This is a genomic window from Streptomyces sp. DF42, from assembly GCF_058267695.1.
The window spans coordinates 8,519,109-8,542,691 of sequence record NZ_CM177859.1 but is presented as its reverse complement, the minus strand read 5'-3'; the positions used below and the strand labels follow the sequence as shown (position 1 = coordinate 8,542,691).

The 23,583-nt window shown below is 72.0% G+C and carries 25 protein-coding genes and 2 pseudogenes; 13 read left to right on the top strand and 14 right to left on the bottom strand.

The window, feature by feature from the left end; translation table 11 throughout:
• Positions 1-54 precede the first annotated feature (54 nt).
• The 6 genes and pseudogenes from ACYUED_RS39315 (at position 55) to ACYUED_RS39290 (ending at position 2,923) form a co-directional block, all read left to right on the top strand.
• Complete coding sequence (locus ACYUED_RS39315) at positions 55-918, top strand: Sco1979 family transcriptional regulator (RefSeq protein WP_491289190.1); 864 nt, start codon at positions 55-57, stop codon at positions 916-918.
• 37 nt (positions 919-955) lie between these two features.
• Complete coding sequence (locus tag ACYUED_RS39310) at positions 956-1,768, top strand: SAM-dependent methyltransferase (protein WP_491289189.1); 813 nt, start codon at positions 956-958, stop codon at positions 1,766-1,768.
• Between the two features lie 176 nt (positions 1,769-1,944).
• Entirely contained in the window at positions 1,945-2,151 is a 207-nt protein-coding gene (locus tag ACYUED_RS39305; protein WP_491289188.1) for a hypothetical protein, read from the top strand.
• Positions 2,151-2,645 carry a nitrate reductase molybdenum cofactor assembly chaperone gene (gene narJ / locus ACYUED_RS39300; protein WP_491289187.1) on the top strand — a complete coding sequence of 165 codons (495 nt, stop codon included), beginning with the start codon at positions 2,151-2,153 and terminating at the stop codon, positions 2,643-2,645. The genes ACYUED_RS39305 and narJ overlap by 1 nt, the downstream gene beginning before the upstream one ends.
• A gap of 21 nt (positions 2,646-2,666) precedes the next feature.
• Positions 2,667-2,726, top strand: a pseudogene (locus ACYUED_RS39295) (hypothetical protein); the annotation flags it as partial.
• Between the two features lie 80 nt (positions 2,727-2,806).
• Positions 2,807-2,923 carry a hypothetical protein gene (locus ACYUED_RS39290; protein ID WP_491289186.1) on the top strand — a complete coding sequence of 39 codons (117 nt, stop codon included), beginning with the start codon at positions 2,807-2,809 and terminating at the stop codon, positions 2,921-2,923.
• Here the strand turns inward: ACYUED_RS39290 and dnaK are convergent.
• The 6 genes from dnaK to ACYUED_RS39260 all read right to left on the bottom strand — a co-directional run bounded on the left by dnaK (position 2,920) and on the right by ACYUED_RS39260 (position 10,948).
• A complete protein-coding gene (gene dnaK, locus ACYUED_RS39285; protein WP_491289185.1) occupies positions 2,920-4,800 on the bottom strand; it encodes a molecular chaperone DnaK in 1,881 nt (626 codons plus the stop codon). The two genes, ACYUED_RS39290 and dnaK, sit on opposite strands and share 4 nt — an antisense overlap.
• A 166-nt stretch (positions 4,801-4,966) precedes the next feature.
• Positions 4,967-5,395, bottom strand: coding sequence for an OsmC family protein (locus ACYUED_RS39280; protein ID WP_491289184.1), 429 nt, complete (start codon positions 5,393-5,395; stop codon positions 4,967-4,969).
• Between the two features lie 58 nt (positions 5,396-5,453).
• On the bottom strand, positions 5,454-7,250 hold the full coding sequence (locus ACYUED_RS39275) for a vWA domain-containing protein (protein WP_491289183.1): 1,797 nt from the start codon (positions 7,248-7,250) through the stop codon (positions 5,454-5,456).
• Positions 7,247-8,308, bottom strand: a complete 1,062-nt coding sequence (locus tag ACYUED_RS39270) for an ATP-binding protein (protein ID WP_491289182.1) — start codon at positions 8,306-8,308, stop codon at positions 7,247-7,249. Before ACYUED_RS39270 ends, ACYUED_RS39275 begins: the two co-directional genes overlap by 4 nt.
• Positions 8,309-8,388: 80 nt before the next feature.
• Complete coding sequence (locus ACYUED_RS39265; protein WP_491294633.1) at positions 8,389-10,392, bottom strand: phage holin family protein; 2,004 nt, start codon at positions 10,390-10,392, stop codon at positions 8,389-8,391.
• A gap of 154 nt (positions 10,393-10,546) precedes the next feature.
• Entirely contained in the window at positions 10,547-10,948 is a 402-nt protein-coding gene (locus tag ACYUED_RS39260) for a hypothetical protein (RefSeq protein WP_491289181.1), read from the bottom strand.
• Positions 10,949-11,032: 84 nt separating this feature from the next.
• On the opposite strand from ACYUED_RS39260, the gene ACYUED_RS39255 reads away from it, so the two are divergent.
• Together ACYUED_RS39255 and ACYUED_RS39250 are read left to right on the top strand one after the other, a co-directional pair.
• Positions 11,033-11,806, top strand: a complete 774-nt coding sequence (locus ACYUED_RS39255) for an MBL fold metallo-hydrolase (protein WP_491289180.1) — start codon at positions 11,033-11,035, stop codon at positions 11,804-11,806.
• Complete coding sequence (locus ACYUED_RS39250) at positions 11,803-12,423, top strand: DedA family protein (protein WP_491289179.1); 621 nt, start codon at positions 11,803-11,805, stop codon at positions 12,421-12,423. Before ACYUED_RS39255 ends, ACYUED_RS39250 begins: the two co-directional genes overlap by 4 nt.
• 106 nt (positions 12,424-12,529) lie before the next feature.
• On the opposite strand, the gene ACYUED_RS39245 is transcribed toward ACYUED_RS39250, so the two are convergent.
• From ACYUED_RS39245 to ACYUED_RS39230, 4 genes are all read right to left on the bottom strand, one after another.
• A complete protein-coding gene (locus ACYUED_RS39245) occupies positions 12,530-13,678 on the bottom strand; it encodes an MBL fold metallo-hydrolase (RefSeq protein WP_491289178.1) in 1,149 nt (382 codons plus the stop codon).
• Entirely contained in the window at positions 13,675-14,922 is a 1,248-nt protein-coding gene (locus ACYUED_RS39240) for an aminotransferase class I/II-fold pyridoxal phosphate-dependent enzyme (protein ID WP_491289177.1), read from the bottom strand. The genes ACYUED_RS39245 and ACYUED_RS39240 overlap by 4 nt, the downstream gene beginning before the upstream one ends.
• Before the next feature lie 95 nt (positions 14,923-15,017).
• On the bottom strand, positions 15,018-15,803 hold the full coding sequence (locus ACYUED_RS39235) for a hypothetical protein (RefSeq protein WP_491289176.1): 786 nt from the start codon (positions 15,801-15,803) through the stop codon (positions 15,018-15,020).
• Positions 15,804-15,955: 152 nt separating this feature from the next.
• Positions 15,956-16,675: an ANTAR domain-containing response regulator gene (locus ACYUED_RS39230; protein ID WP_491289175.1), complete on the bottom strand. Its 720-nt coding sequence runs from the start codon at positions 16,673-16,675 to the stop codon at positions 15,956-15,958.
• Between the two features lie 88 nt (positions 16,676-16,763).
• Here ACYUED_RS39230 and ACYUED_RS39225 point away from each other — a divergent pair, with 88 nt between their 5' ends.
• Entirely contained in the window at positions 16,764-17,879 is a 1,116-nt protein-coding gene (locus ACYUED_RS39225) for a GAF domain-containing protein (RefSeq protein WP_491289174.1), read from the top strand.
• Here the strand turns inward: ACYUED_RS39225 and ACYUED_RS39220 are convergent.
• Together ACYUED_RS39220 and ACYUED_RS39215 are read right to left on the bottom strand one after the other, a co-directional pair.
• The gene (locus tag ACYUED_RS39220) at positions 17,860-18,654 is read right to left on the bottom strand and encodes an RNA polymerase sigma factor SigF (protein ID WP_491289173.1); all 795 of its coding nucleotides are present in this window, start codon (positions 18,652-18,654) and stop codon (positions 17,860-17,862) included. The two genes, ACYUED_RS39225 and ACYUED_RS39220, sit on opposite strands and share 20 nt — an antisense overlap.
• 293 nt (positions 18,655-18,947) lie before the next feature.
• Positions 18,948-19,085 carry a hypothetical protein gene (locus ACYUED_RS39215; protein ID WP_491289172.1) on the bottom strand — a complete coding sequence of 46 codons (138 nt, stop codon included), beginning with the start codon at positions 19,083-19,085 and terminating at the stop codon, positions 18,948-18,950.
• A gap of 128 nt (positions 19,086-19,213) precedes the next feature.
• On the opposite strand from ACYUED_RS39215, the gene ACYUED_RS39210 reads away from it, so the two are divergent.
• From ACYUED_RS39210 to ACYUED_RS39195, 4 genes and pseudogenes are all read left to right on the top strand, one after another.
• The gene (locus tag ACYUED_RS39210) at positions 19,214-19,606 is read left to right on the top strand and encodes a DUF2795 domain-containing protein (RefSeq protein ID WP_491289171.1); all 393 of its coding nucleotides are present in this window, start codon (positions 19,214-19,216) and stop codon (positions 19,604-19,606) included.
• A 291-nt stretch (positions 19,607-19,897) separates the two neighbouring features.
• Positions 19,898-20,332 (top strand): CBS domain-containing protein, encoded by a 435-nt coding sequence (locus ACYUED_RS39205; protein WP_491289170.1) that lies wholly within the window; start codon positions 19,898-19,900, stop codon positions 20,330-20,332.
• A 104-nt stretch (positions 20,333-20,436) separates the two neighbouring features.
• A complete protein-coding gene (locus tag ACYUED_RS39200; protein WP_491289169.1) occupies positions 20,437-20,982 on the top strand; it encodes a type 1 glutamine amidotransferase domain-containing protein in 546 nt (181 codons plus the stop codon).
• Positions 20,979-21,361: pseudogene (locus tag ACYUED_RS39195) on the top strand (catalase); the annotation flags it as partial. The gene ACYUED_RS39200 and the pseudogene ACYUED_RS39195, both read left to right, overlap by 4 nt.
• Before the next feature lie 135 nt (positions 21,362-21,496).
• Here ACYUED_RS39195 and ACYUED_RS39190 read toward each other — a convergent pair.
• Entirely contained in the window at positions 21,497-21,775 is a 279-nt protein-coding gene (locus tag ACYUED_RS39190; RefSeq protein WP_491289168.1) for a DUF6158 family protein, read from the bottom strand.
• A gap of 130 nt (positions 21,776-21,905) precedes the next feature.
• On the bottom strand, positions 21,906-23,525 hold the full coding sequence (locus ACYUED_RS39185; RefSeq protein ID WP_491289167.1) for an ABC-F family ATP-binding cassette domain-containing protein: 1,620 nt from the start codon (positions 23,523-23,525) through the stop codon (positions 21,906-21,908).
• Between the last annotated feature and the right edge of the window lie 58 nt (positions 23,526-23,583).

The following is a 23,583-nucleotide window of genomic DNA, read 5'->3' as shown; positions in this document are numbered from 1 at the left end:
ACCGGAACATGGCACACTGCTCGCGCATACTTCGGCGCGTAGGGGAGGCGTGGCGTGAGCGAGCGGCGTCCCGCGCCCACCGTCGGTCAGGTGGTCCTCGGCAAGCGTCTGCAGGAGCTGCGGGAGACGGCCCGGCTCAAACGTGAGGAGGCCGCTCGCGTCCTGCGGGTGGCCCCCGCGACCGTACGGCGGATGGAGATGGCCGAGGTCGCCCTGAAGATCCCGTACGTCCAGGTGCTGCTGGAGACGTACGGCGTCCCGGACGACGAGGCGGCCGCGTTCGTCGCCCTCGCCGAAGAGGCGAACCGGCCGGGCTGGTGGCAGCGGTTCCACGACGTGCTGCCGGACTGGTTCAGCCTCTATGTGAGCCTTGAGGGCGCCGCGACCATCGTCCGCTCCTACGAGCCGCACTTCGTACCCGGACTGCTGCAGACCGAGGAGTACGCGCATGCCGTGATGGAGGCGGGAACGGTCGGGCAGACCGGACCGGAGACCATCGAGCGGCATGTGTCCCTGCGGATGGCCCGCCAGCGGCTCCTGGATCGCCCGGATCCGCCCCACCTGTGGGTGATCATGGACGAAACGGTTTTGCGGCGGCCGGTGAGCATCCGGGGCGAGGTGATGCGCGAACAGCTGGACAAGCTGCTGGACTTCGCCGACCGCGACCGGGTCACGCTGCAGATCGCCGAGTTCAAGGACGGCCCGCACCCGGGGACGTACGCGCCCTTCACGCTGTTCCGCTTCGGCGAACCGGAGCTGCCCGACATGGTCTTCACCGAGTACCTGACCGGGGCCCTGTACCTCGACTCGCGCCCGGAGGTCTCCGCACACCTGGAGGTCCTCGACCACATGACGGCGCGGGCCGCGTCGGCCCAGCGCACGAAGAAGCTCCTGCGGGAGTGCCGCAAGGACTTCTGAGTCAGTCTCAGTCACGAAACTCTGGAGCAGCCACCGCATGACCGGTTCCGACGCCGCACAGCAGATCGACACCAGCCGGCCGCATCCCGCCCGCGTGTACGACTGGTGGCTGGGCGGCAAGGACAACTACCCGGTGGACGAGGAACTGGCGCGCAGGATTCTCGCCCTGGACGACACCGCGGTACGCGGGGCGCGGGCCAACCGGAGGTTCATGCACCGGGCCGTCCGCACGGTCGCCGAGGCGGGGATACGCCAGTTCCTGGACATCGGCACCGGCATCCCCACCCAGCCCAACCTGCACCAGGTGGCGCAGGGCGTGGCACCTGAGGCCAGGGTGGTGTACGCGGACAACGACCCGATCGTGCTGCGGCACGCCCAGGCTCTGCTGCACGGCTCCGCCGAGGGCAGCACGGACTACGTGCACGCGGACGTGCGGGACGTCGGCACCCTGCTGGCGCGGGCTGAGGAGTCCCTGGACTTCACGCGGCCGGTCGCACTGTCGCTGGTCGCGCTGACCCACTACCTGGGCGACGAGGCCGACGGCGACGACGTCCACGGGATGGTCCGGAAATACGTCGCGGCGCTGGCCCCGGGCAGCTGTCTGATCCTGTCGCAGGTCACCCCCGATCTGAATCCGGAGGCCGTCGCGAAGGCGGCCGGTGCCTTCCGCGCCGGTGGCACGCCCTTCCACCCCCGTTCGATCACCGAGTTCCAGCGCTTCTTCGAGGGCCTGGAGCTGCTCGGCCCGGGTGTGATCCCGGTGACCGGGTGGCGTCCGGAGGCCGAGGACGTGGCGGTGCAGGCGGAGGGCGTCGTGCCGGTGTACGCGGGAGTCGCCCGCAAGCCCTGACCCTGCTCTCCCTCGTCCCTGACCCGTACGGCTGCCATAAACGGGTCCGTTCCCCCGCTCGCCCCTAGCGTCGTAGGCCAGGGCGAGCAAGGGAGCGACACACGTGACCGCCACGCGGATACCGCCCACCGAGCCGGGAGCGGCGCTGTCGCGCGCCGGCCGCTTCTTCCGGCCCGGTGCCCCGGCGCCCGACCCGCACGGCAATCGGCCTGACCGGCGGGCGGGAGCCGGACGCCCTCTACCGGGACCGGGGACCCGGGGCGCAGGCGGCTGCCGCCGGTGTCGGTGGAGAACTTCCGCGCGCTGCGCCGTGCCAGAGCGCCGACCATCCGGCCGAGGCGGCCGACGGCCCGGTCGGCCCGGCCGACGTGAAGGAGACCTGATGCCCTCGGACGCCGTGCTGTACCAGGCGGCAGCACTCTGCCTGACCTATCCCGACGAGGACTTCCGGGCCCGGCTTCCGCTGCTGCGCGAAGCGGCCCCGCAGCTGCGTGAGTTCGTGGACCACGCGGCCGTCACACCGCCCCAGGAACTGGCCGCGCACTACGTCCAGGTCTTCGACTCCAAGAACCGGCACAGCCTCTATCTGAGCTGGTGGCGGGACGGGGACACCCGGCGGCGCGCCATGTCGCTGGTCCGCTTCAAGGAGGTCTACCGTGCCGCCGGCCTGGAGTTCACCGGCGAGGAACTGCCCGACTTCCTGCCCGCCGTGCTGGAGTTCGCGGCGCGCACCGGCGACACGGGCCTGCTGACGGAACACCGCGCCGGTCTGGATCGACTCCGGTGCCGCCTCACCGATTTCGGCACGCCGTACGCGTCCGTCCTGGATGCCGTGTGCGCCGCCCTCCCCCTCGGCCGCACAGGGGTGCGCCGATGACCACACTGCGCTGGGGGTGTCCTGCCGTACGTCGCCTTCGTCCTCCTCGTCGCCGGTCTGATCTGGCGCCACCGCTGCGACCGGTTCGGCTGGACCACGCGTTCCTCGCAGGTGTACGAGTCGAAGCTGTCGCTCTGGTCCCCTGCACCCGCCTGGTCCACGTGTTCAGCGCGCCGGTGCAGTACCTGTTCCGCCCGTACGTGGTCCACCGCAGCCGCGACCCCGGTCGGCTGGGGCCGCGGCCGGAGCGGCGGGGCTGGGACAGGTCGCGGTTCTAGGCGGCGCCGCCCTTGGTGTCGCGGTCGTCCTCGTCGACGATCTCCGCGTCGACCACGCCGTCCTCCTCCGGCGGTGCGGTGTGCTGTTCGGTGCCGGTGCCGGTGCCGGTGTCGGTGGGGGGCTGGTCGGCCTGGGCGTACATGGCCTGGCCCATCTTCTGGCTGACGGTGGCGAGTTTCTCGACGCCGGTGCGCAACTCGCCCGTCTCCGCGTTCCGTTCCAGCAGGCCCTTCAGTTCCGTGACGGCTTCCAGGACCTCCGTCCTGGTGTCCGCGGGGATGCGCTCCTCGTTGTCCCGTATGAACTTCTCGGTCTGGTAGACGAGTTGCTCGGCCTGGTTGCGGGTCTCGGCGGCCTCGCGGCGGCCCCGGTCCTCCTCGGCGTACTGCTCGGCCTCCCGCATCATGCGGTCGATGTCGTCCTTGGGGAGGGCGGAACCGCCGGTCACCGTCATCTTCTGTTCCCGGCCCGTCGCCAGGTCCTTGGCCGACACGTGCATGATGCCGTTGGCGTCGATGTCGAAGGCGACCTCGATCTGCGGGATCCCGCGCGGGGCCGGCGGCAGCCCGGTCAGGTCGAAGACGCCCAGCTTCTTGTTGTACGCGGCGATCTCGCGCTCGCCCTGGTAGACCTGGATGCCCACCGAGGGCTGGTTGTCGGTGGCCGTCGTGAAGATCTCCGAACGCCGGGTCGGGATCGTCGTGTTGCGCTCGATCAGCTTTGTCATGATGCCGCCCTTGGTCTCGATGCCCAGGGACAGCGGTGTGACGTCGAGCAGCAGGACGTCCTTGACGTCGCCGCGGATGACACCGGCCTGCAGGGCCGCGCCGACGGCCACGACCTCGTCGGGGTTGACGCCCTTGTGCGGGTCCTTGCCGGTGAGGTCCTTGACCAGGTCGGTGACCGCGGGCATCCGGGTGGAGCCGCCGACGAGGATGACGTGGTCGACCGCGGACAGTTTGATGCCGGCGTCCTTGACCGCCTGGTGGAAGGGGGTCTTGCAGCGGTCGAGGAGGTCGGCGGTGAGCTCCTGGAACTGGGCGCGGGTCATCTTCTCGTCGAGGTGGAGCGGGCCCTCGGCGGAGGCCGTGATGTAGGGCAGGTTGATCGTCGTCTCGGACGAGCTGGACAGTTCGATCTTCGCCTTCTCGGCGCCCTCCCGCAGCCGTTGCAGCGCCATCTTGTCCTTGCCGAGGTCGATGCCGTACTGGCCCCTGAACTTCTTGACCAGGGACTCGACGATCCGCTGGTCCCAGTCGTCGCCGCCGAGGTGGGTGTCGCCGTTGGTGGCCTTCACCTCGATGACGCCGTCCCCGATCTCCAGCAGTGACACGTCGAAGGTGCCGCCGCCGAGGTCGAAGACCAGCACGGTCTGCTCCTCGCCCCGGTCCAGGCCGTAGGCGAGGGCGGCGGCCGTGGGCTCGTTGATGATCCGCAGGACCTTCAGACCCGCGATCTCCCCGGCCTCCTTCGTGGCCTGGCGCTGCGAGTCGTCGAAGTAGGCCGGTACGGTGATCACCGCGTCCGTGACGTCCTCGCCGAGGTAGGACTCCGCGTCGCGCTTCAGCTTCTGCAGGACCCGCGCGGACAGCTCCTGCGCCCGGTAGCGCGTCCCGTCCACGGAGCCCTCGTCGGGGAACCGCCACTGCGCGTCGCCCATGTGCCGCTTCACCGAGCGCGCGGTCCGCTCGACGTTCGTCACGGCCTGCCGCTTGGCGACCTCGCCGACCAGTACCTCCCCGTTCTTGGCGAAGGCCACGACGGACGGTGTGGTCCGGGCTCCCTCCGCGTTGGCGACGACCGTGGGTTCGCCGCCCTCCAGGACGGCCACCACCGAGTTCGTCGTCCCGAGATCGATCCCGACCGCACGTGCCATCTCCGTCCCCTTCCGCCAGGGCGCTTCCCAGACTCCAGCACAAAACTTGAGTGGGCTGTTGTCAATGCCGCGTACCCCACCTACGCCGGGTACCCCGGAAACGACGGTGCCGCGCCCCCCTGACCGGCGGGGCGCGGCATCGAAGGCCGTAGAGGCCCTACGGGTGTCAGGCGAGCTTGGCCGACAGAGTGATCGTCGTGCCCGTCAGGGCCTGGCTTACCGGGCAGTTCTTCTTGGCGTCCTCGGCTGCCGCGACGAAGGCGTCGTTGTCGATACCGGGGACCGTGCCCTCGACGGTGAGGTGGATGCCGGTGATGCCCTCACCCGGCTGGAAGTTCACGTCCGCCGAGGTGACGAGCTTGGTGGGCGGGGTGCCGGCGCCGTTCAGGGCGTGCGACAGCGCCATGGAGAAGCAGCTGGAGTGCGCGGCGGCGATCAGCTCCTCGGGGCTGGTCCTGCCGCCCGCGTCCTGGGAGCGCGAGGCCCACGTGACCGGCTGTGCCTCGATGGCACCGGAGGAGTCGAAACTGACGACACCGCTGCCCTCGATCAGGCTGCCTTCCCAGACGGTGTGTGCGGAGCGCGTGGTTGCCACGGTGAATCCTTCCAGATTCTGGGTGTTCCTTTGGGATCCCATCCGATCACACTCCGGCCTACTGCACCCGAAACACGGGCCCCCGCGCGGTGAACGGCAGGCGTGCGCCCTGCGGGATCAGATACGCGTGCTCACGCCGCACCCTCAGCACGTCGCACCAGCCGTCCGTGATGACGAGGACGGGGGCGCCCGGCGGGAAGTCGTCCGCGCGGTGCAGCAGGTCGATGCCGGGCTGCAGGGCCGTGCCCCCGCGGCCGTGGACCCGGACCCGGCCGGCGATCTCGGTGACCGGCACATAGCCCGCGTCGTGCGGGGCCGCGTCGCAGAAGACGACGCGGGCGGCCGGTACGTCGCGGGCGCCGGCATAGGAGGCGATGGCGCCGAGGGCCTTGCCCAGCAGCGTGCGCTCCATCGAGCCCGAGGTGTCGAGGACCACGCCGAAGGTGCAGCGGGCGATCTCCTCGGGCGGGAAGTAGCGGCCCGCGCGCGGGATGTCCGGGGTGGAGGACTGGCGCCGGGAGGGGCGCGCGTACGACCGTACGGGCTGTGGGCTCGGCACGAACTCGTCGAACCAGCGGGCCAGTTGGGCGTCCCAGGGCAGCGGCGGGTGACTGAGCGCGCGGATCTCCTCGACCAGGCCGCCCGGCAGGAGGCCGCGTTCCTGCTGCTGGTGCAGGTCCAGGCCCTGGCGGAGGCCGCGGCGGTAGAACTCGTCGAGGTCGACGTAGTCACCGGGCGGGCCCAGCGGGGCGCCGAGCACGTCGCCGAGGCCCTTGCCGCGCAGGGTGGCGAGGCGGCGCATCCGGCGCAGGTCCCCGGCGAGGCGGTCGTAGACCTCCTCGGAGGAGAGACCTGCGAGCGCGGGGTCGTGCAGCAGGCCCTCCGGCATGGTGCCGACCTGCATCTCGCACAGCCAGCCGTTGATGACGTAGTCGCAGGCGATGTTGAACAGGTAGGGGTCGCGGGTGCCGCAGCGGTCGCCGTGGCGCAGGGCCGCGTGCAGCATCTCGTGGGCGAGGATGAACCGCCATTCCTCGTCGTCGAACCGGCGCAGGGGGTTGATGTAGATCTCGCCGGACTCCGGGTTCACCGCGGCGACGGAGATGCCGTGGGCGCGGGTGAGTTCGGCGTCGGCGACGAGGGTGATGCCGGCCGCGATGCCACCGAGCAGGGGGTAGGAGGAGATGAACCAGCTCAGGGCCTGCTGCCAGGGGCGCTGCGGGGCCACTTCGCCGGTGAGTGAGTCGCGGCGTCCGCCCGCCATGTCCATCGCCGCCGACACGGTCCGGGTCAGCGCGGTGGCGAACGCCAGCTGGTGGTCCGGGGGCTGCATCCAGCCCGCCCACGGCAGGAGCAGTTGGTCGGGCTCGTCGCCCGCCGTGCCGCAGCGCTCGTACGCGGGCGGGACACCGTCCCGCCGCCAGCGCGCGGCGAGTTGCTCCTCGTCGCCGTCGGGATAGGAGGCGGGGAGTTCCTCGGGAGTGGTGCCGATGGTGAAGTTCAGCAGGAAGCGGTTGACGACGACGCAGCGCGCGGCGAGGTCGTACCGGTCGGGCTGTGTGCGCTCGCCCTTCAACGCCGGGACGTGTCCGAAGCCGAGGTGCAGCACGGCATGCGCGAGGGCCCAGGCCCAGGCGGCGGGTTCGGCGAGCCGGCTGGGGTGGACGTGCAGGTCGCCGTCGGAGTCGACGACCACGAGGCCGTCGCGGGGTGCGCACCGGCACTCCTCCTGCCGGCAGACGGCGAAGTCGACGGCCGCCAGCGCCGGATTGGCCTTCACCAGCCGCATCCCCTCGGCGAAGGCCTCGGCGGCGAGGTCCCGCTTCTTCTGTCCCTTGCCGCGGGTCCTGCTCACCGGCGCGCCTCCACCAGCCGGGGCATGTCCCGGGCGGCCTCGATGAGGAACCACGCGGGCAGGACGGGGTTGCCGTCGGCGTCGGAGGCGATGACGGTCTGGGCGACCTCGACGGAGATCTCGGCGAGCTGCACGAGCAGCGATTTGGCGCGGTACGCGGTCTGCCGGCCGTTCGCCGACATGTGCTCCTTGCTGACCGGCAGCTCCTTGATCAGGCGCCCGCGGAAGGAGTCGGCGAGGTAGTAGAGCAGGTCGCGGTCCGCGAGGCGGTTCGGCCAGCGGGCGTCGCCCTTGATGATCGCCTCGATGCCGAACTGGCTGCGCACGATCTTGACGTAGCCGCAGAACGCGGTGGCGTGCCGGGGTGTGAGCGTGCCGTGCGCGAGGACCTTCAGGGTCTCCTCGTCGACCCCCTGCCCGAAGGAGTGCAGCGCGTCGGAGAGCATGTGCCAGGAGCGGGGCGTCGAGAAGGGCTCCTCGGTCTTCGGCGGCTTGGACCACAGGTGGTCGGGCCGGTCGGTGAGGTGGTCGAGGATCCAGGGGTGGATGGCGTTGTTCACGGCCCAGGTCAGCCAGTCCTTGGCGGACGCCTCCAGGTGGACGTGGGTGAGGCGGTTGACGAGGGCGGAGGCGATGGGCCGGGCGAGCGCGTTGTCCGTCGACCGGTTTCCGGCGCCGATGACGATCGATCCCTTCGGCAGTTCGTAGCTGCCGATACGGCGGTCGAGGATGAGGGAGTAGAACGCCTTCTGCACATCCGGTGTGGCCGCGTTCAGCTCGTCCAGGAACAGGCAGTACGGCTCGTCGCGGGCGATGGCCTCCGGCGGGCAGAACACCGAGCGCCCGTCTCGGATCTGGGGCACTCCGATGAGGTCCTCGGGTGCGAGCTGGGTACCGATCAGGCTCACACACGTAAGCCCCAACGACTCGGCGAAGTCCCTGACGAGGGAGGACTTTCCAATGCCTGGGGCACCCCAGAGGAAGACCGGCCGCACGGTGGCCAGGCCCAGCAGCAGTTCGGGGACACGGGCGGGAGTGACGCTGACGGCAGCCTGCAACGCAGGGGCTCCTTGGGGGTGTTCGAGGGGTTTGCGACTCGAACAGTGTGTGCCCCCGGCCTGCCGGGCGCAGCCGATTTTCAGGCGGCCCGTTCCTCCGGCTCCGTGTCCAGGGGTATCTGGGGGCCGTCCGTCTCCCGCAGCCAGCGCCGCAGCACGCGGTGGATCTCCTCCGCGCCGACGAGTTCCCGCCCGTCCTCGACCGGCTCGGAGAAGGCGGTCGGTGAGAGCAGGAAGGGTCTGCCCTGCGGCCCGCCGAGCCCGCCGTGCGAGCCGATCTGCTCCTCGAAGGCGAGAACCTCGCCGCCGGCCGGGTCGTGGAAGGAGTTGACCATGATGTCGGCGGTGTGCGGGAAGGAGTGCGTGCGGCGGACGGCGTCGGCGGCACCGGGCCCGAAGGCCGCCAGCGGGCCCGGGTCCTCATCGAGCCGGTCCAGCGGGATCTCGGCGCCGTACGCGCCGAGCACGACCCCGCCGTGCTCCTCGCTGCGCACCAGCAGGAAGCCGATGCCGGGATGGTTGGCGAGTGTCGTCAGCAGGGCCGGGTGCCGGGCGTCGATCTCCTCCTTGCTCATCCGGTGCGGCACGTCCGGGAAGGAGACCAGGCCGAGGTTGCCGGAGGCCAGCACGATCGGCTCCGAGTGGCGGGAGGGGCGGTGCTGGTCGCCGCCCTCCTCCACGGGCCGGCGCAGCGCCGCACGCACGGCCGCGCGGGCCTCGGCGCCGCTGTGGGTGTGCTGCGCCCTGCGCGGCACGGGCAGGCCGCAGCCGGCCCGCACCAGATCGCCGAGGCCCAGGCCGTAGCGGGCGCGGAAGGTCTCGCCGGGGCTCTGTCCGTGGTCGGACAGGACGACGATGCGGTACGGCCGCGGGGCGTGCTCGGCGACGTTCGCGATCAGCGCCAGCGAGCGGTCGAGGCGCTCCAGGACCTTCTCGGCGTCCCGGCTCGTCGGCCCGGAGTGGTGCGCCACTTCGTCGTACGCCACCAGGTCGGCGTAGACGGCGGTGCGCCCGGCGAGCATGTCGCCCATGACAGCGGTGACGACGACGTCCCGCTCGACGACCGTCGCGAAGGCGCGGACCAGCGGATAGAGGCCGCCGCGTGCGACGCGCGGGCGCTGCTTCCTGGCGCGGGCCCGGATGGACTGGCCGGTCTCGCGGCCGACCTCGGCGACGAAGGACATGGCGGTGCGCACGGCGTTGGCCGGGTCGGCGAAGTACGCGAAGTAGCCCGCACGGGACCGGTTCTCCCGGCCGCGTCGGCGGGTGGCGATGGAGAGCACCAGGGCCTGCTCGTCGGCGCCGCCGCTGAAGAGGTTGCCGCGGCTGGCGCCGTCGGCGGTGAGGAGGCCGCCGTCACCGGTTCGCTCGACAGCACGGCGCTGGAGTTCGGCGGCGCTGGTCGGCCGGTTGCAGACCATCACCTCGCGGCTGTCCTTCTCGTACCAGCGGAACGCCGGGACGTCGTGGTTGCTGCCGTGCAATATGCCGAGCTGACTGGCGCCGGTCTGGCTGGACCAGTCGGTGCGCCAGTCGGTGAGCCGGTGGCTGCCCTCCAGCCATCCGGAGACGGTGGGCATCAGGCCCTTGGCGACTGCTGCCAGGAGTACGTCGTGGCCGACGCCGTCGAGTTGCAGGAACACCGTGCCCGGGGTGGAGGGGCCCGCCGGCCCCCTTCTGCGGCGGCGGTCGGCGAGGCGGTAGAGGCGGCGCCGGTAGGCGTCGTCGTCGCGCACGGCCAGGGCGGCGCCGGTCGCGGAGGCCACGGCGGACATCACGGCGGCCACGACGACGGCGGTCTCGGGGGCCGCCTCGGCATTGCCGGACGGATTGAGCCGCAGGGCGACCAGCAGCAGCGATCCGTTGAGGACGAAGACGAGCAGTCCCAGTACGAGCGCGGGCACGAGCAGCAGCAGTCGTACGAGCAGTGGCCAGGCGAGGGCGGACAGCACACCGAAGGCGCCGGCGCCGACGGCGGCGGTGACCGCGATGTGGGTGGCGCTCTCGCCGTCGGGGGACTGGAGACGGAAGTCCGGCAGGATCCCGGCGAGGACGAGCATGGTGACCGTGGACACCGCCCACACCGTGACGCTCCGCCCCACCTGACTGGCGACCCGCCGCCAACGCACGCTACGCACGCCCGGCCCACCTCACGTCCTGGCCCGTCGTCGGTGCGGGCTTTCACTCAGACTGTCACAAGGGTCGGACAACACGGTCCGTGTCCGGGGCGGGGCTGTTTCAGCGGCCGTCGTATCCGGCGGTCGGCATCGACAGGCGCCGGTGCACCCGTGCCTTCATCTGTGCGTCGTAGCGGGGCTCGGCGGAGCCCACCGTCTCCACCCGCACCCCGCGCCGGGCGCACTCCTCGGCGAATTCCTCGACCGATGACAGCGCGCTCTCCAGCACCCGGCGACTGGGCGCCACGAACAGGTCGATCCCCGGCCGAACGCCGTCCCACAGCACGCAGTGGTCGGCCCGCAGCCCGCGTACCAGGAGCTCCCGGCTGACGATGTAGCCCCGCTCGGCGGCCCAGCGCGCGCACATCGCGTGCTGGCTGCGGGAGTCCACCAGGAAGGGATCGGCTTCCAGTTCCTCCAGCGGCGTCAGACTCGCGATCGCCGTGACACGCACCGCTCCCATGGCGTCCCCCTCACCTCTGGGTTTCGGCGCCGACCCTACTCCTGCCCGTAGGCTTCGGGGGAGTCGCGCGAAGGAGGCAAAGAGGTGCCGGTGGAGATCACCTGGTGGGGTCATGCGACCTGCACGGTCGCGGATTCGGACATACGCCTGCTCACCGACCCTCTGTTCGCCCGGCGCCTCGCCCATCTCCGCCGCCGTCGCGGGGCGCTGCCACCGCCCGGAGCATGGCGCGCGGACGTGGTCCTTGTGTCCCATCTGCACGCCGACCACCTGCACGTTCCCTCTCTGGAGCGGCTCGCCGAGGGCACCCGCCTGCTGGTGCCCCGGGGCGCACCCCGGGCGGTGCCGGGGCTGCGCCGGCTCACTCATCTCAGGGTGAGCGAGGTGGCTCCCGGGGACCGGGTGACGGCCGGCGAGGTCGTCGTACGGGTCGTTCCCGCGCGGCACGACGGGCGGCGGCTGCCGCTGGGACCGCATCGCTCCCCCGCCCTCGGCTACGTCATCGAGGGCCAGGCGCGGACGTACTTCGCCGGGGACACCGGGCTGTTCGACGACATGGCCGGCGAGGTCGGGCCGGTCGACGTGGCGCTGCTGCCGGTGGGCGGCTGGGGTCCGTATCTCGGTGAGGGGCATCTGGACGCGGGGCGGGCGGCCCAGGCGCTGGCCCGGCTGGCGCCGCGCAGTGCGGTGCCGGTGCACTACGGCACGTACTGGCCGATCGGGATGGACGCCGTGCGCCCCCACGAATTCCACGCGCCCGGCGACGAGTTCGTGCGCCTCGCGGCCGAGTACGCGCCCGAGGTCGCGGTGCACCGGCTCGGGCACGGGGAGAGCGTGCGGCTGGAGGTCGCGAGGTGACGTGGCTGGCCGCCACGGCGACGGTCGTGCCGCCGGAGTCCACCCAGCAGGCGCTCGGTTATCCGTCGCTGTTCCTGCTGGTGCTGTTCGGGGCGCTCGTGCCGGTGATTCCGACGGGGGCGCTGGTGAGTTCGGCGGCGGTGGTGGCGTTTCATCAGACGGCACCGTTCTCGCTGGCGCTGGTGTTCGTGACGGCGTCGTTGGCCGCGTTCCTCGGGGATGCGGCGCTGTACTGGCTCGGGCGGCGCGGGATGGGGTCGAAGAACGGGTCGCGGTGGCTGGAGGCGATCCGGGCGCGGGCGCCGGAGGAGCGGCTCTCGCAGGCTCAGGGGAAGTTGGCCGAGCACGGGGTTGCGGTACTGGTGCTGTCCCGGCTGGTGCCGGCTGGGCGTATCCCGGTGATGTTGGCTTGTCTTATGGCCAACTGGCCGTTGCGGCGGTTTGCTCGGGGCAACCTGCCGGCTTGCCTGGCCTGGGCCGTGACGTACCAACTGATCGGGATTCTGGGTGGTTCCCTGTTCCCGGAGCCTTGGGAAGGCGTGGCGGCTGCGGTTGCGTTGACCGTGGTCATCAGTGTGGTGCCGAGTGTGTGGAAACGGGTTCGATCTGCCGACTGACGGTGCGCTGCGGGGCCCGGGTTTGTTGTGGTTGATCGCGCCCACGCGGCGGGGCCGCATATCGGCGCAGCCCCGCGCCCCTTGGGTCGCATCTCCTGATCGTCGGCTAACCGAGAATCCGGGATCCTCCTACCGGCAGGTCCCACAGGTCCTCACGGTGCAGGCCCGCCTTCTCCCACGCCGCACGCACGCGTGTGAGCGGTTCCAGGACCGGCTCGGCGGACAGGACGAAAGTCGCCCAGTGCATGGGCGCCATCCTTCTCGCACCGAGGTCCCGGGCCGCCCGTACCGCCTCCTCCGGGTCGCAGTGGACGTCGCTGAGCCACCAGCGTGGGTCGTAGGCGCCGATCGGAAGCAGGGCGAGGTCGATGCCCGGGTAGCGCTCGCCGATGCGGGCGAACCAGTGGCCGTACCCCGTGTCGCCCGCGAAGTGGACCCGCAGGCCGTCGGGGTCGGTGAGGACCCAACCGCCCCACAGGGTGCGGCAGGTGTCGGTGAGGGTGCGCTTGGACCAGTGGTGGGCGGGGACGAAGTCGAAGCGGACGCCGTTCAGTTCGGCCGCCTCCCACCAGTCCAGTTCCGTGATGGTGGTGAAGCGGCGGCGGCGGAACCAGCCGCCCAGTCCCGCCGGCACGAACACCGGGGTGTCGCGCGGGAGTCGGCGCAGTGTGGGGGCGTCCAGGTGGTCGTAGTGGTTGTGGCTGATGACGACGGCGTCGACGCGCGGCAGGGTGTTCCAGGGGATGCCCACCGGGGTGATGCGGGCGGGCGTGCCGAGGATGCGGCGGGACCAGACCGGGTCGGTGAGGACGGTCAGTCCGCCGATCTGGACGACCCAACTGGCGTGTCCCGCCCAGGAGACGGCGACGGTGCGGGCGTCGACGCGGGGCAGCGGCGCGGGTGCGAAGGGGAGCCTGGGGATGTCGGCGATGCCCTCACGCCCGGGGCGGACGGAGCCCTCGCGGGCGAACCGGGCCATGGATTTGAGACCGGGCAGCGGGGCGGTCAGGCGGTTGTGGAAGGTTCGCGGCCACACCCGGGGCTCGCCCAGCGGGCGGGGTTCGGCGAGCGGTGGGAACGGGGGCGCGAACGGGGCTGTGGATGCCGGATCGTCGACTTCCCCGGCGGTCGTACGTGTCGTCGTACTCGTGGTGATGCTGCTCGTGCTGGTGCCGCTCGACCTGGTGCTGCGCGTGCTGGTGCCGCTCGAACCGGTGCTGCTCGTGGTGGTGGTCGACTCGGTCTGTTGCGTCATCGAGGAGGCTCCCATCGCTGAGCGTCGTCGCGGAGATCGTCGAAGACCGACTTCACATGACTCAACGCGCGTTGCACGTGTGGCAGTTCCAACGGCGCGGGTGAGGTGAGGCATTCCGCGCGTTCCTCGTCCGTACGGCCCAGCAGCGTGCCGGTGGACAGCCGTACGCGCAGCGCGCCGAGTTCGTCGCCGAAGCGGTGGCCGCCCGGCGCGGGCATGCCGAGCCGGGCGGTGAGGAAGTCCTCCAGTTCCTGCGCGTCGCCGACGCCGTGCGCGGTGAGCGCGGCGCGCAGCGGGCCGAGGTCGGCGTACAGGTGACGGCCCGCCTGCGGGGGCCGGGACAGTGCGCCCGCCGTGACGACCGCCGCGTGCACCGCGGCCGCCACGCGTGCGTGCAGGCGTACGGCGCCGGTCACCCGCGCGGTGACCGGCTCGGGCTCCTGCAGCGCGTGGGCGGCGGGGGCGGCGACCGGGCCGGCGACGCGGGCGCCGAGCGCGGTCAGCACGTCGAGCACACGCGCGTGGAGGTCACGGCCCGCCTCGCCGGCCGGGAAACGGGCCACCGCGGCCGGCCAGGCCGTCGGCAGCAGCGCGCCCGCCAGGTCGGTGACGACGGTGACCTGGTCGGGCAGCATCTCGGCGGGGCTGAGCAGCACGGTGTCGTGCGGTTCGTGCAGGGTGTCGCGCCAGGTCTCGTCGCTGACCAGGTGCAGGCCCTCCCCGGCGGCGGCCTCGACGCACTCGTGCAGCACTTCGGGCGGGGCGACGGTGGCGGTGGGGTCGTCGGCGACCGACAGCACGAGCAGTCGCGGGTCCCCGCCCTCGGCGCGCACTCTGCGCACGGTCTCCAGGAGCGCGTACGGATCCGGGACGCCACCGCACTCGGCCGGCGTCGCGACATGGAAGACGGGTCTTCCCAACAGGCGTGCGTACGGCGCCCACCAGGCCGCGCACGGCCTCGGCACCAGGACGTCACCGCCGAGCGCGGCGGTCAGCGCCAGCAGCAGCGAGGGCGCCCCGGGGCCTGCGGCCACGAGGCCCGGCTCGGTGGCCAGACCGCGCCGCCGCCAGTAGCCGCCCGCGGCCTCGATCAGCTCGGGTCCGCCACCGATCGGCTCCCCCTCGGCCCGAGCGGCGGCCCCTGCGAGCACGTCGGCCAGTGCGGGCAGTACGGGCAGCCCGTCCTCGGGCAGCGGCGGCCCGTACCGGACCGGGCCGTGGCCTTCCGGTTCCGTCCGCCGCATGCGTACCTCCGCGCAGTCGTGCCGTCGGGCTCTGGGTACCCAGGGTGCCGCCGGCCCATGGGCTTTCGCTGGAGTTGCGCCCGTCACACGGCGGGTCAGCCGCGCAGTGCGGTGCCCCTGTGCCACAGCCGGTACGCGGCCGCGCCCATCGCGCCCGCGATCAGGATGCCGCCCATGACCAGGGCGGGCACGGAGTCGGTGAAGGTGCCGCCCTCGCCCGCCTCCACCCCGTGCTGGACCGGTGCCCTCCCACAGGAGTCGGCGTTCGGCTCGGGGCAGGGCCGGCTCTCGCCACCGCCGACGACACCATCGCCCGCGATCCCTCCACCGCCGACGGCACCATCGCCCGCGAACCCGCCACCACCGCCTACGACGCCGCCACCGCCGACGCCACTGCCACCGCCTACGCCACTGCCGTCGACTCCACCGCCACCGCCACCGCCTCCGCCTCCATCGCCGTGGTTCCCCTGGAACGTGGCTCTCCAAGGCTTGCCTTTTCCGCCGGGCGCGCCCGGGCAGGTGCCGTCGACGGTCCACGCGGAGTCCAGGGCCGCCTCGTCGGGGCCGTCGGCCGCGAAGTCCTCGGCCGAGGAGATACGGGCGGTGCCGCGGTAGGCGGGGCCCGCGGTCTCCTCGTCGTTGCCGGGGACGCGTTGCAGTTGGACGGTGCCCTCGTCGAAGGCGTCGGAGGTGGCGTCGATGGTGGCGGGCGCCTGGCCGCCGGTCGCTTCGCAGGAGACCGAGACGGTGACACTGCCCCCCGGGGAGACGGTGCTCGGACTGACCTCCGCGGCCGGGTCCGCGAGGGCGGCCGAGGCGGCGAAGCCGAGCGTGGCACTGGCCAGGGCCGCGACGGACAGGACACGGGCGGTGGAACGCATGGGGAGGGCTCCTTCGACGGGCGACTTCTCGGGAGCACGGTGATCGTGCCCCGTAGCCCATCACAGCCCGCACGGTGGCGAGACGCGCGCGGCCGAGCCCCATTCGCGCGACAGGCACACCCGAGTGGGTGACACGGTGCGGACGCGGGCCGTCAGTTCATCAGCGCGGCCAGGTCCCGTTCCAGCCCCCGGCCCCGCCGCTCGACCACCGCCGACGCCACGTCGTACAGCTTTCGGTTGCTGCCCTGTGAGATGCGGCGCAGCACCCCGAAGGCGTCGTCCGCGTCGCAGCCCAGCACATGCATGACGATGCCGCAGGCCTGGTCGACGAGGGGACGGGAGCGCAGCGCCGAACCGAGCTGGTCGAGTTCGGTGAGTACGGCCCGGTAGGAACGGTCGCGGACGATACATGTCAGGGCGAGGTCGCCGAGCGCCCGGACGGCCCCGTGCGGGGCGTCCTCCAGGGCGCCGGGCCGGAAGCTGTAGAGGCTGAGGTTCACGAAGAGGCCGGCGCGCCGGAAGGGCAGCGTGACACTGGAGCGCACCCCCGAGTCGAGCGCCAGGGCACGGTAGTCCGGCCAGCGGTCCTCGCGCAGCAGGTCCGGGTATCGGGCGGGCTCCCCGTGTTCAAGCGCGGCCGGGATGGGTCCGTCCCCGGACCGGAGCTGTACGGCGACGAGCGGGGCGAGGTCGGGATGGCTGACGGCGGCGGGCCGTTCGCTGCCCCCCTCGGCCACCAGGCCGCTCGCTCCGCAGCAGTCGACGGTGCAGCGCACGGCCTCCTCGACCAGTTCCGACAGCCGCCGCCCCACAAGAGCGGGCTCGGCGGGCTCCGTACCCCAACGGCGGGCGTGCTGCCCGGTTTCCGGCATGGTGAACTCCTCCGCTCCCCCGCCCGCCTTCCCTCTCGCCGGGACCGAAAACAGCGGCAGGGGACGGAAGTCGCGCTAGGTTCGACGCATGACGCAGACGGACGAATTCGGTGAAGATCTTGAAGATTTCGTGCGCCGCGTAGCGGAGTTGAAGGCCGCGAGATCCATGTCCGGCCGGGATCTGCCCACGGTGCTTGATGCGGCGATCTTCGAACTCGACCATGTGGTGGGCCAGTTGGAGCCCTGGTACGAACAGCTGTCGGCGGCGGGCGCGGCCCGTAGCGGTGACTTTGCGAACCGGCAGGAGCGGCACCTGCTGCGCACCGTGTTCCAGCGCCTCCCGCTCCCGGTGGCGCTGATCGACAAGGAGACGGTGGTGCGGCGGGTGAACGGCGCCGCGAGTGCCTTCACCGGCGTACGCGCCGGACATGCGACGGGCCGGCCACTGACCGGGTTCCTCGGCCACGCCGACCGGGCCGCGTTCCGCTCCCAGGTCGCGGCGGTGGCCCGTGGCGAGGGCGACCGCAGTCTCACCGTCCGCCTCCAGCAGCAGCCCACCGTCCCGGTGCACGCCACCCTGGCAGCCGTCCATCCGAGCGGCGAGCCGCGCACGACGGTTCTGGTCGTGCTCCAGCCCGGCGGGCTCAGCACGCCCGCCACGCCGCCGGATCCGCCGACGGGACGGATCCCCGACCTCGCCGAGGCCACCCGGCACGCGTCCGTGCTGGACCTGCTGGACGCGATGACCACGGCCCTGCTGACCGCGCATCGGGAGGCCGTCCTTGAGGCGGCGGCGCGGGTGCTGCACGAGGGGTTCGCCGACTGGGTGATCGCCGACGCCGGCCCGGGCGGCCTGTCCCGTACGGCTGTGCTGGCCCCGCCGGACGAGGACGTGGCGGCGCTCGAAGCACAGGATCCGGCCACCTGCCCGCTTGTCGTCGAGACGGCCCGGACCGGGTCCCCGGCGCTGCAGATACGTCCGCCGGACCCGGACGCCTTCGGCCGGACCGCCACGGGCGCCCCCGTCCTCGTACAGGCCGACGTCACGTCGCTGCTGTGCTTGCCGCTGAAGGCCGAAGGCTCCGTGCGCGGGGTGCTCACCCTGTTCCGTTGCGGGCCCCGCCCGGCGTTCTCGATGGCGGAGGCGCAGGCGATGGACATGGTGTCCCGCCATCTGGCACTGGCTATGCGGCCTCGCGCATGATCTGGTCCCGCATCCGGGCGCAGCACCGGCTGATCAGCCGCGACACGTGCATCTGGGAGATCCCGAGCTCGTCGGCGATGCGGCTCTGCGTCATGCCGCCGAAGAACCGCATGTACAGGATGGTCCGCTCGCGTTCGGGCAGCGCGGCCAGCCGGGGCTTGACCGACTCGCGGTCCACCACGGTGTCCAGCGCGGGGTCCGCGGAGCCGAGGGCGTCGCTCAGGGAGTAGCCGTCCTGGCTGCCGGGCAGCTCGGCGTCGAGCGAGAGCGCGGTGAAGCTCTCCAGCGCCTCCAGGCCGGCCCGGACGTCCTCCTCGGTCATGTTCGCGTGCTCGGCGATCTCCGCGGTGGTGGGCCTGCGGCCCGAAATGGTCTGGGAGAGGTCCTGTGTGGCGAACCGGACGCGGTTGCGCAGGTCCTGGATCCGGCGCGGTACGTGCAGGGTCCACATGTGGTCGCGGAAGTGCCGCTTGATCTCGCCGGTGATGGTGGGTACGGCGTAACTTTCGAAGGCGTTGCCGAGTGCGGGGTCGTACCGGTCGACTGCCTTGACCAGGCCGAGGGCCGCGACCTGCCGCAGGTCGTCGATGCTCTCGCCGCGGTTGCGGAACCGTCCCGCGAGCCGGTCGGCCATCGGCAGCCAGGCCTCGACGACCTGCTCGCGCAGTGTGTCGCGCTCCCGGCCGGCCGGGAGCACGGCGAGTTCACGGAAGGACTCGGCGGTGTCGGGGGCGTCGTCGTGCGGGTGGTGCTTCGCGCTCACTTTGGTGGGCATGGTGCGTCGCAACTCCCTTGATAATGCTCTGGGTTGGACGGTCACCGTGGGAGCGCGGCCGGGCTCTCGGGACAGGCTCGGCCGGGGCGGCTCGGGGCCACTCCCACGGACGTGCCTCCTGTCCGAAGCACTCTGACTGCGCCTGCCCCCGCCCTCCGGGCACAAACACCGCCGCATGCTTCCGGCGGCCCGTGGGGTGACAGGGGCTGAAGGCGAAGGGGCGGGAGTTCCCGCCCCGCACGGCGAGGAAGTGACCGGACCCGGGGTGGACCAACACCGGGGTGGACCAACCCCTAGGTGCCTTGCGGGCCGGCCAGGGCGTCCTCGCTCTTGCCGGTCTTCTCCTTGGGCAGCAGCAGCTCCTCATAGCGGCCGAGCGCCAGCACCACGCCGAGCATGAGGAGCGGGATGAGCACAGCGAGGAACATCATGGCCGTTCCCTCCCGGGGAATGGGGTGGGGGGCTCTCGTCGGGTCTCCCCCGTTTCCCTGTGCAAACCCGTGTCGGGCTCCGGTCTTCGGGTACGCGGTGGCCCACCCCCGAAGATCTGGAGGGAGTCATGCAGCGAGGCAGTGACCGGATGAGCGCCCACCGCGACGAGGAGATGAAGCACGAACTGCAAGGTCTGCTCCGGTCCGGGCATCCGACGCGGACCGAGGAGTGGCACGACCCGGAACCCACCGCCGACGACGACCCCGAAATCGCGGGCGGCCCCGTCGCGCCCGGGCGCTCCCGGGCCTCCCTGACGGCGGTCCGTACGGAGCTGACCCGGTACCTGAGCCGTCACGCGTTCCCGGCGGGTCCGCGCGAACTGGCCCGCACACTGCGCCGGGCCTACGCCCCCGACGCCCTCATCGAGCCGGTGGAGCACCTGCCGCGCGCGACGCGCTTCACCACCGTGCAGCAACTGGCGGAGGCACTCGTCGAGGCCGGGCAGCAGCGGCGCGCGTAGACCCGGTGCGCTCGGCACGGGCCACGAAGGACCGGCGGAAACCGCATCCACGGCCCGCCGGTCCGGGCTGCCGAATCCCGACGCGCCTTCCGCCCTACCGCCCCGTGCCCCCTGCCCGCCCAGTCGGGCGGCGGCCCGGAGTCATGTCCAACCCTCGCCCGGCGGGACGAGGTACCCACCGCCCACAGGACCGGCCCGCATGGGCCTCCGGCTCAGGGGTACTGCGGGCGGCGTCATGCCGACGCCGGCCACGGCGCCCCCATCGGCCGGGGAACGGAGGAAGGACCCACAGTGAAGGCTGATTTCGTCAGGGAGGTCATGACGCCGGGCGTGGTCGCCGTCCGCCCGGACGCGTCACTCGTCGAGGCGGCGCAACTGATGCGGCTGCAGGACATCGGCGATGTCCTGGTCGCCGACGGACAGGAGGTCGTCGGGGTGCTCACCGATCGCGACATCACGGTGCGGGCGGTCGCGGAAGGCCTCGACCCGCTGACGGTGAGCGCACAGTCCGTGTGCACCCCGGATCCGGTGCTGCTCGCCCCGGACGATCCCGTCGCGGCCGCCGTGGCGCTCATGCGCACATACGCCGTACGCCGACTGCCGGTCGTGGAGGACGGGCTGCCGGTCGGGATGGTGACCCTCGGCGATCTGGCCGAGGTGCAGGACCCGGACTCGACGCTCGCCGAGATCAGCCGTGCCGTGCCGGGCGGCCGGGGCCCCGTATGAGCCGGGACCAGGCAGCCGGGATCAGCGCGGGCGGCGCGGCGCGAGAGGAAACGCACCACGAGCGACGAAGCCAACTGGCGTGCCACGAAAGGACGTTGAATCACATGCGTATCGCATTCCTGACCGCACCCGAAGGCGTCGAACAGATCGAGCTCACCGATCCGTGGCAGGCGGCGAAGGACGCGGGCCACGAGCCCGTGCTCGTATCGACCGAGTCCGGTGAGATCCAGGCCTTCGACCATCTCGACAAGGCGGACACCTTCCCGGTCGACGAGGTCGTGGGTGAGACCTCGGCCGGTTCCTTCGGCGGGCTGGTCCTGCCGGGCGGCGTGGCCAACCCCGACGCCCTGCGCATGGACGCGAAGGCCGTGGCGTTCGTGAAGGACTTCTTCGAGCAGGGCCTGCCGGTCGCCGCGATCTGCCACGCCCCGTGGACGCTGGTCGAGGCCGATGTCGTGCGCGGCCGGGTGCTCACCTCCTGGCCGAGCCTGCGGACGGACATCCGCAACGCGGGCGGCACCTGGGTCGACGAGCAGGTCAAGATCTGCGACCACGGCGCCGGCAAGCTGGTCACCAGCCGCAGGCCGGACGATCTCAAGGCGTTCTGCGACGCGTTCCTGCACGTGTTCTCCGCGGAGGCCGGCCGATGACCTCCCCCGCCGACCGCAAGCAGGAACAGCGCGAGTCCTTCCACGCCGACGACCCGGCGGCCGGACCGCTCACCACCGACCAGGGCGTGGAGGTCGACCACACCGACGACTCGCCGGCCGCCGGCGAACGCGGTCCGACCCTGTTGGAGCACTTCCGCTTCAGGGAGAAGCTGACCCACTTCGACCATGAGCGGATCCCGGGGCGGGTGGTGCACGCGCGGGGCGCGGGCGCGTACGGCTACTTCGAACCGTACGAGTCCTGCGCGGAGTTCACCCGTGCGGCCTTCCTCTAGGACCGTCGGTGCGGACGCCGGTCTTCGTGCGGTTCTCGACGGTGCAGGGTCCGCGCGGCTCGGCGGACACCGTACGGGACGTGCGTGCGGTGGACGATCACGGCGTGGTGACGGACACGTCGCCGGGCACAGCGAGCGCGGAGTTCGTACGCGCGTTCGTCGCGGCGCACCGGGACCGGCCGCCGGCTCGTCGCTGAGCGGGTGCCGTCGGACACGGCGGGTCAGCCGCGGGGAGTCGCCGACTCCCCGCACTGGCGGTCCCGGGCGCCCTCGCGGGTACGACCCGGCGCCACCATGCGCCGCGGGTTGCGGCGCAGATACTCGCCCTCCAGCTGGGCCATACGATCGTTGTGGGCCCGCAGCGCGTCGGTGGAGGCGTAGAGAAGCGTGTCGTGGCGCGTGCGGTGGATCGTCTCCAGCTCCTTCATGAGCTGCTGGTCGTCCAGCCGGCTGGGGTCGACTCCGGTCATGGTGATACCCCGCTCGTCGTGTTCGTCCATGCGGTCCGGGTACCCGCCCGGTGGGCAACAGTCCCGAGCGGCGCCCGGGCGGGGGCCATGGATCTCGCCTTCCTGCCTCCACTCTACGAACATCCCGGCCCCCGGGCCTCCGTGTACGCCCGTACGGCGGCTACCGCGCCCGCTCCACGCGGCGCTCGTCCCAGACCGGCTCGGCACTCTCGCGGACGCGGCCGTCGCTGCCGAAGACCAGGTAGCGGTCGAAGGAGCGGGCGAACCAGCGGTCGTGCGTGACCGCGAGGACCGTGCCGTCGAAGGCCTCCAGGCCTTCCTGGAGCGCCTCGGCGGACTCCAGGTCGAGGTTGTCGGTCGGCTCGTCGAGGAGCAGGGCGGTGACGCCCTCCAGTTCCAGCAGCAGGATCTGGAAGCGGGCCTGCTGGCCGCCGGAGAGCCGGTCGAAGGTCTGCTCGGCCTGGCCGGTGAGCTCGTAGCGGCGCAGGCGCGACATCGCCGCACCCCGGTCCTGGGCGTGCTCCTTCCACAGGATGTCGAGCAGCGTGCGGCCCTGGAGCTCGGGGTGGGCGTGCGTCTGGGCGAAGTGCCCGGCCACCACCCGCGCGCCTAGCTTCCACTCCCCCGTGTGCGCCACCTCGCCGCCGGCCAGCAGCCGCAGGAAGTGCGACTTGCCGGAGCCGTTCGAACCGAGGACGGCGACGCGCTCGCCGTAGAAGACCTCCAGGTCGAAGGGCTTCATCAAACCGGTGAGCTCAAGTCCCTTGCAGGTGACGGCCCTTACGCCGGTACGACCGCCCTTGAGCCGCATCCGGATGTCCTGCTCGCGCGGCGGCTCGGGCGGCGGCCCGGCCTCCTCGAACTTGCGCAGCCGGGTCTGCGCGGCCTGGTAACGGGACGCCAACTCGTGGCTGATGCTGGCCGCCTGACGGAGATTCAGGACGAGCTTCTTCAGCTGGGCGTGCTTCTCGTCCCAGCGTCTGCGCAACTCCTCGAAGCGGGCGAAGCGTTCGCGCCGGGCGTCGTGGTACGTGGCGAAGCCGCCGCCGTGCACCCAGGCGTCCGCGCCGGCGGGCGAGGGCTCCACGGAGACGATCTTCTCGGCGGCCCGGGCGAGGAGTTCGCGGTCGTGGGAGACGAAGAGGACCGTCTTGCGGGTCTCCTTCAGCCGCTCCTCCAGCCACCGCTTGCCGGGCACGTCGAGATAGTTGTCCGGCTCATCGAGGAGCAGCACCTCGTCGGTGCCACGCAGCAGCGCCTCCAGCACGAGCCGCTTCTGCTCACCGCCGGACAGCGTGCGCACCTGCCGGAACTGCGCCTTCTCGTACGGCACCCCGAGCGCGGCCGTGGTGCACATGTCCCACAGCGTCTCCGCCTCGTACCCGCGCGCCTCGGCCCAGTCGGAGAGCGCCTGCGCGTACTTCAGCTGGGCCGCCTCGTCGTCGACGGTCATGATGAGGTGCTCGGCCCTGTCGACGGCCTCGGCGGCCTCCCGGATGCGGGGCGGCGCGACCGACACGAGCAGGTCCCGTACGGTCGTCTCGTCCCGTACGGATCCCACGAACTGCCGCATCACACCCAGGCCGCCACTGACGGTGACGGTGCCGCCGTGCGGTTTCAGCTCGCCGGAGATCAGCCGCAGCAGGGTCGTCTTGCCCGCGCCGTTGGGCCCGACCAGGGCCACGGCCGCCCCTTCGCCCACCCGGAAGGACACATCGCCGAGCAGCGCCCTCCCGTCGGGGAGGTAGTACTCGAGGTGTGCGGCTTCCAGATGTCCCATGAGGTCGCATTCTGCGGGCGGTCCGCGTCGTCGGGCAAACCCTTATCAGGTCCGGTCG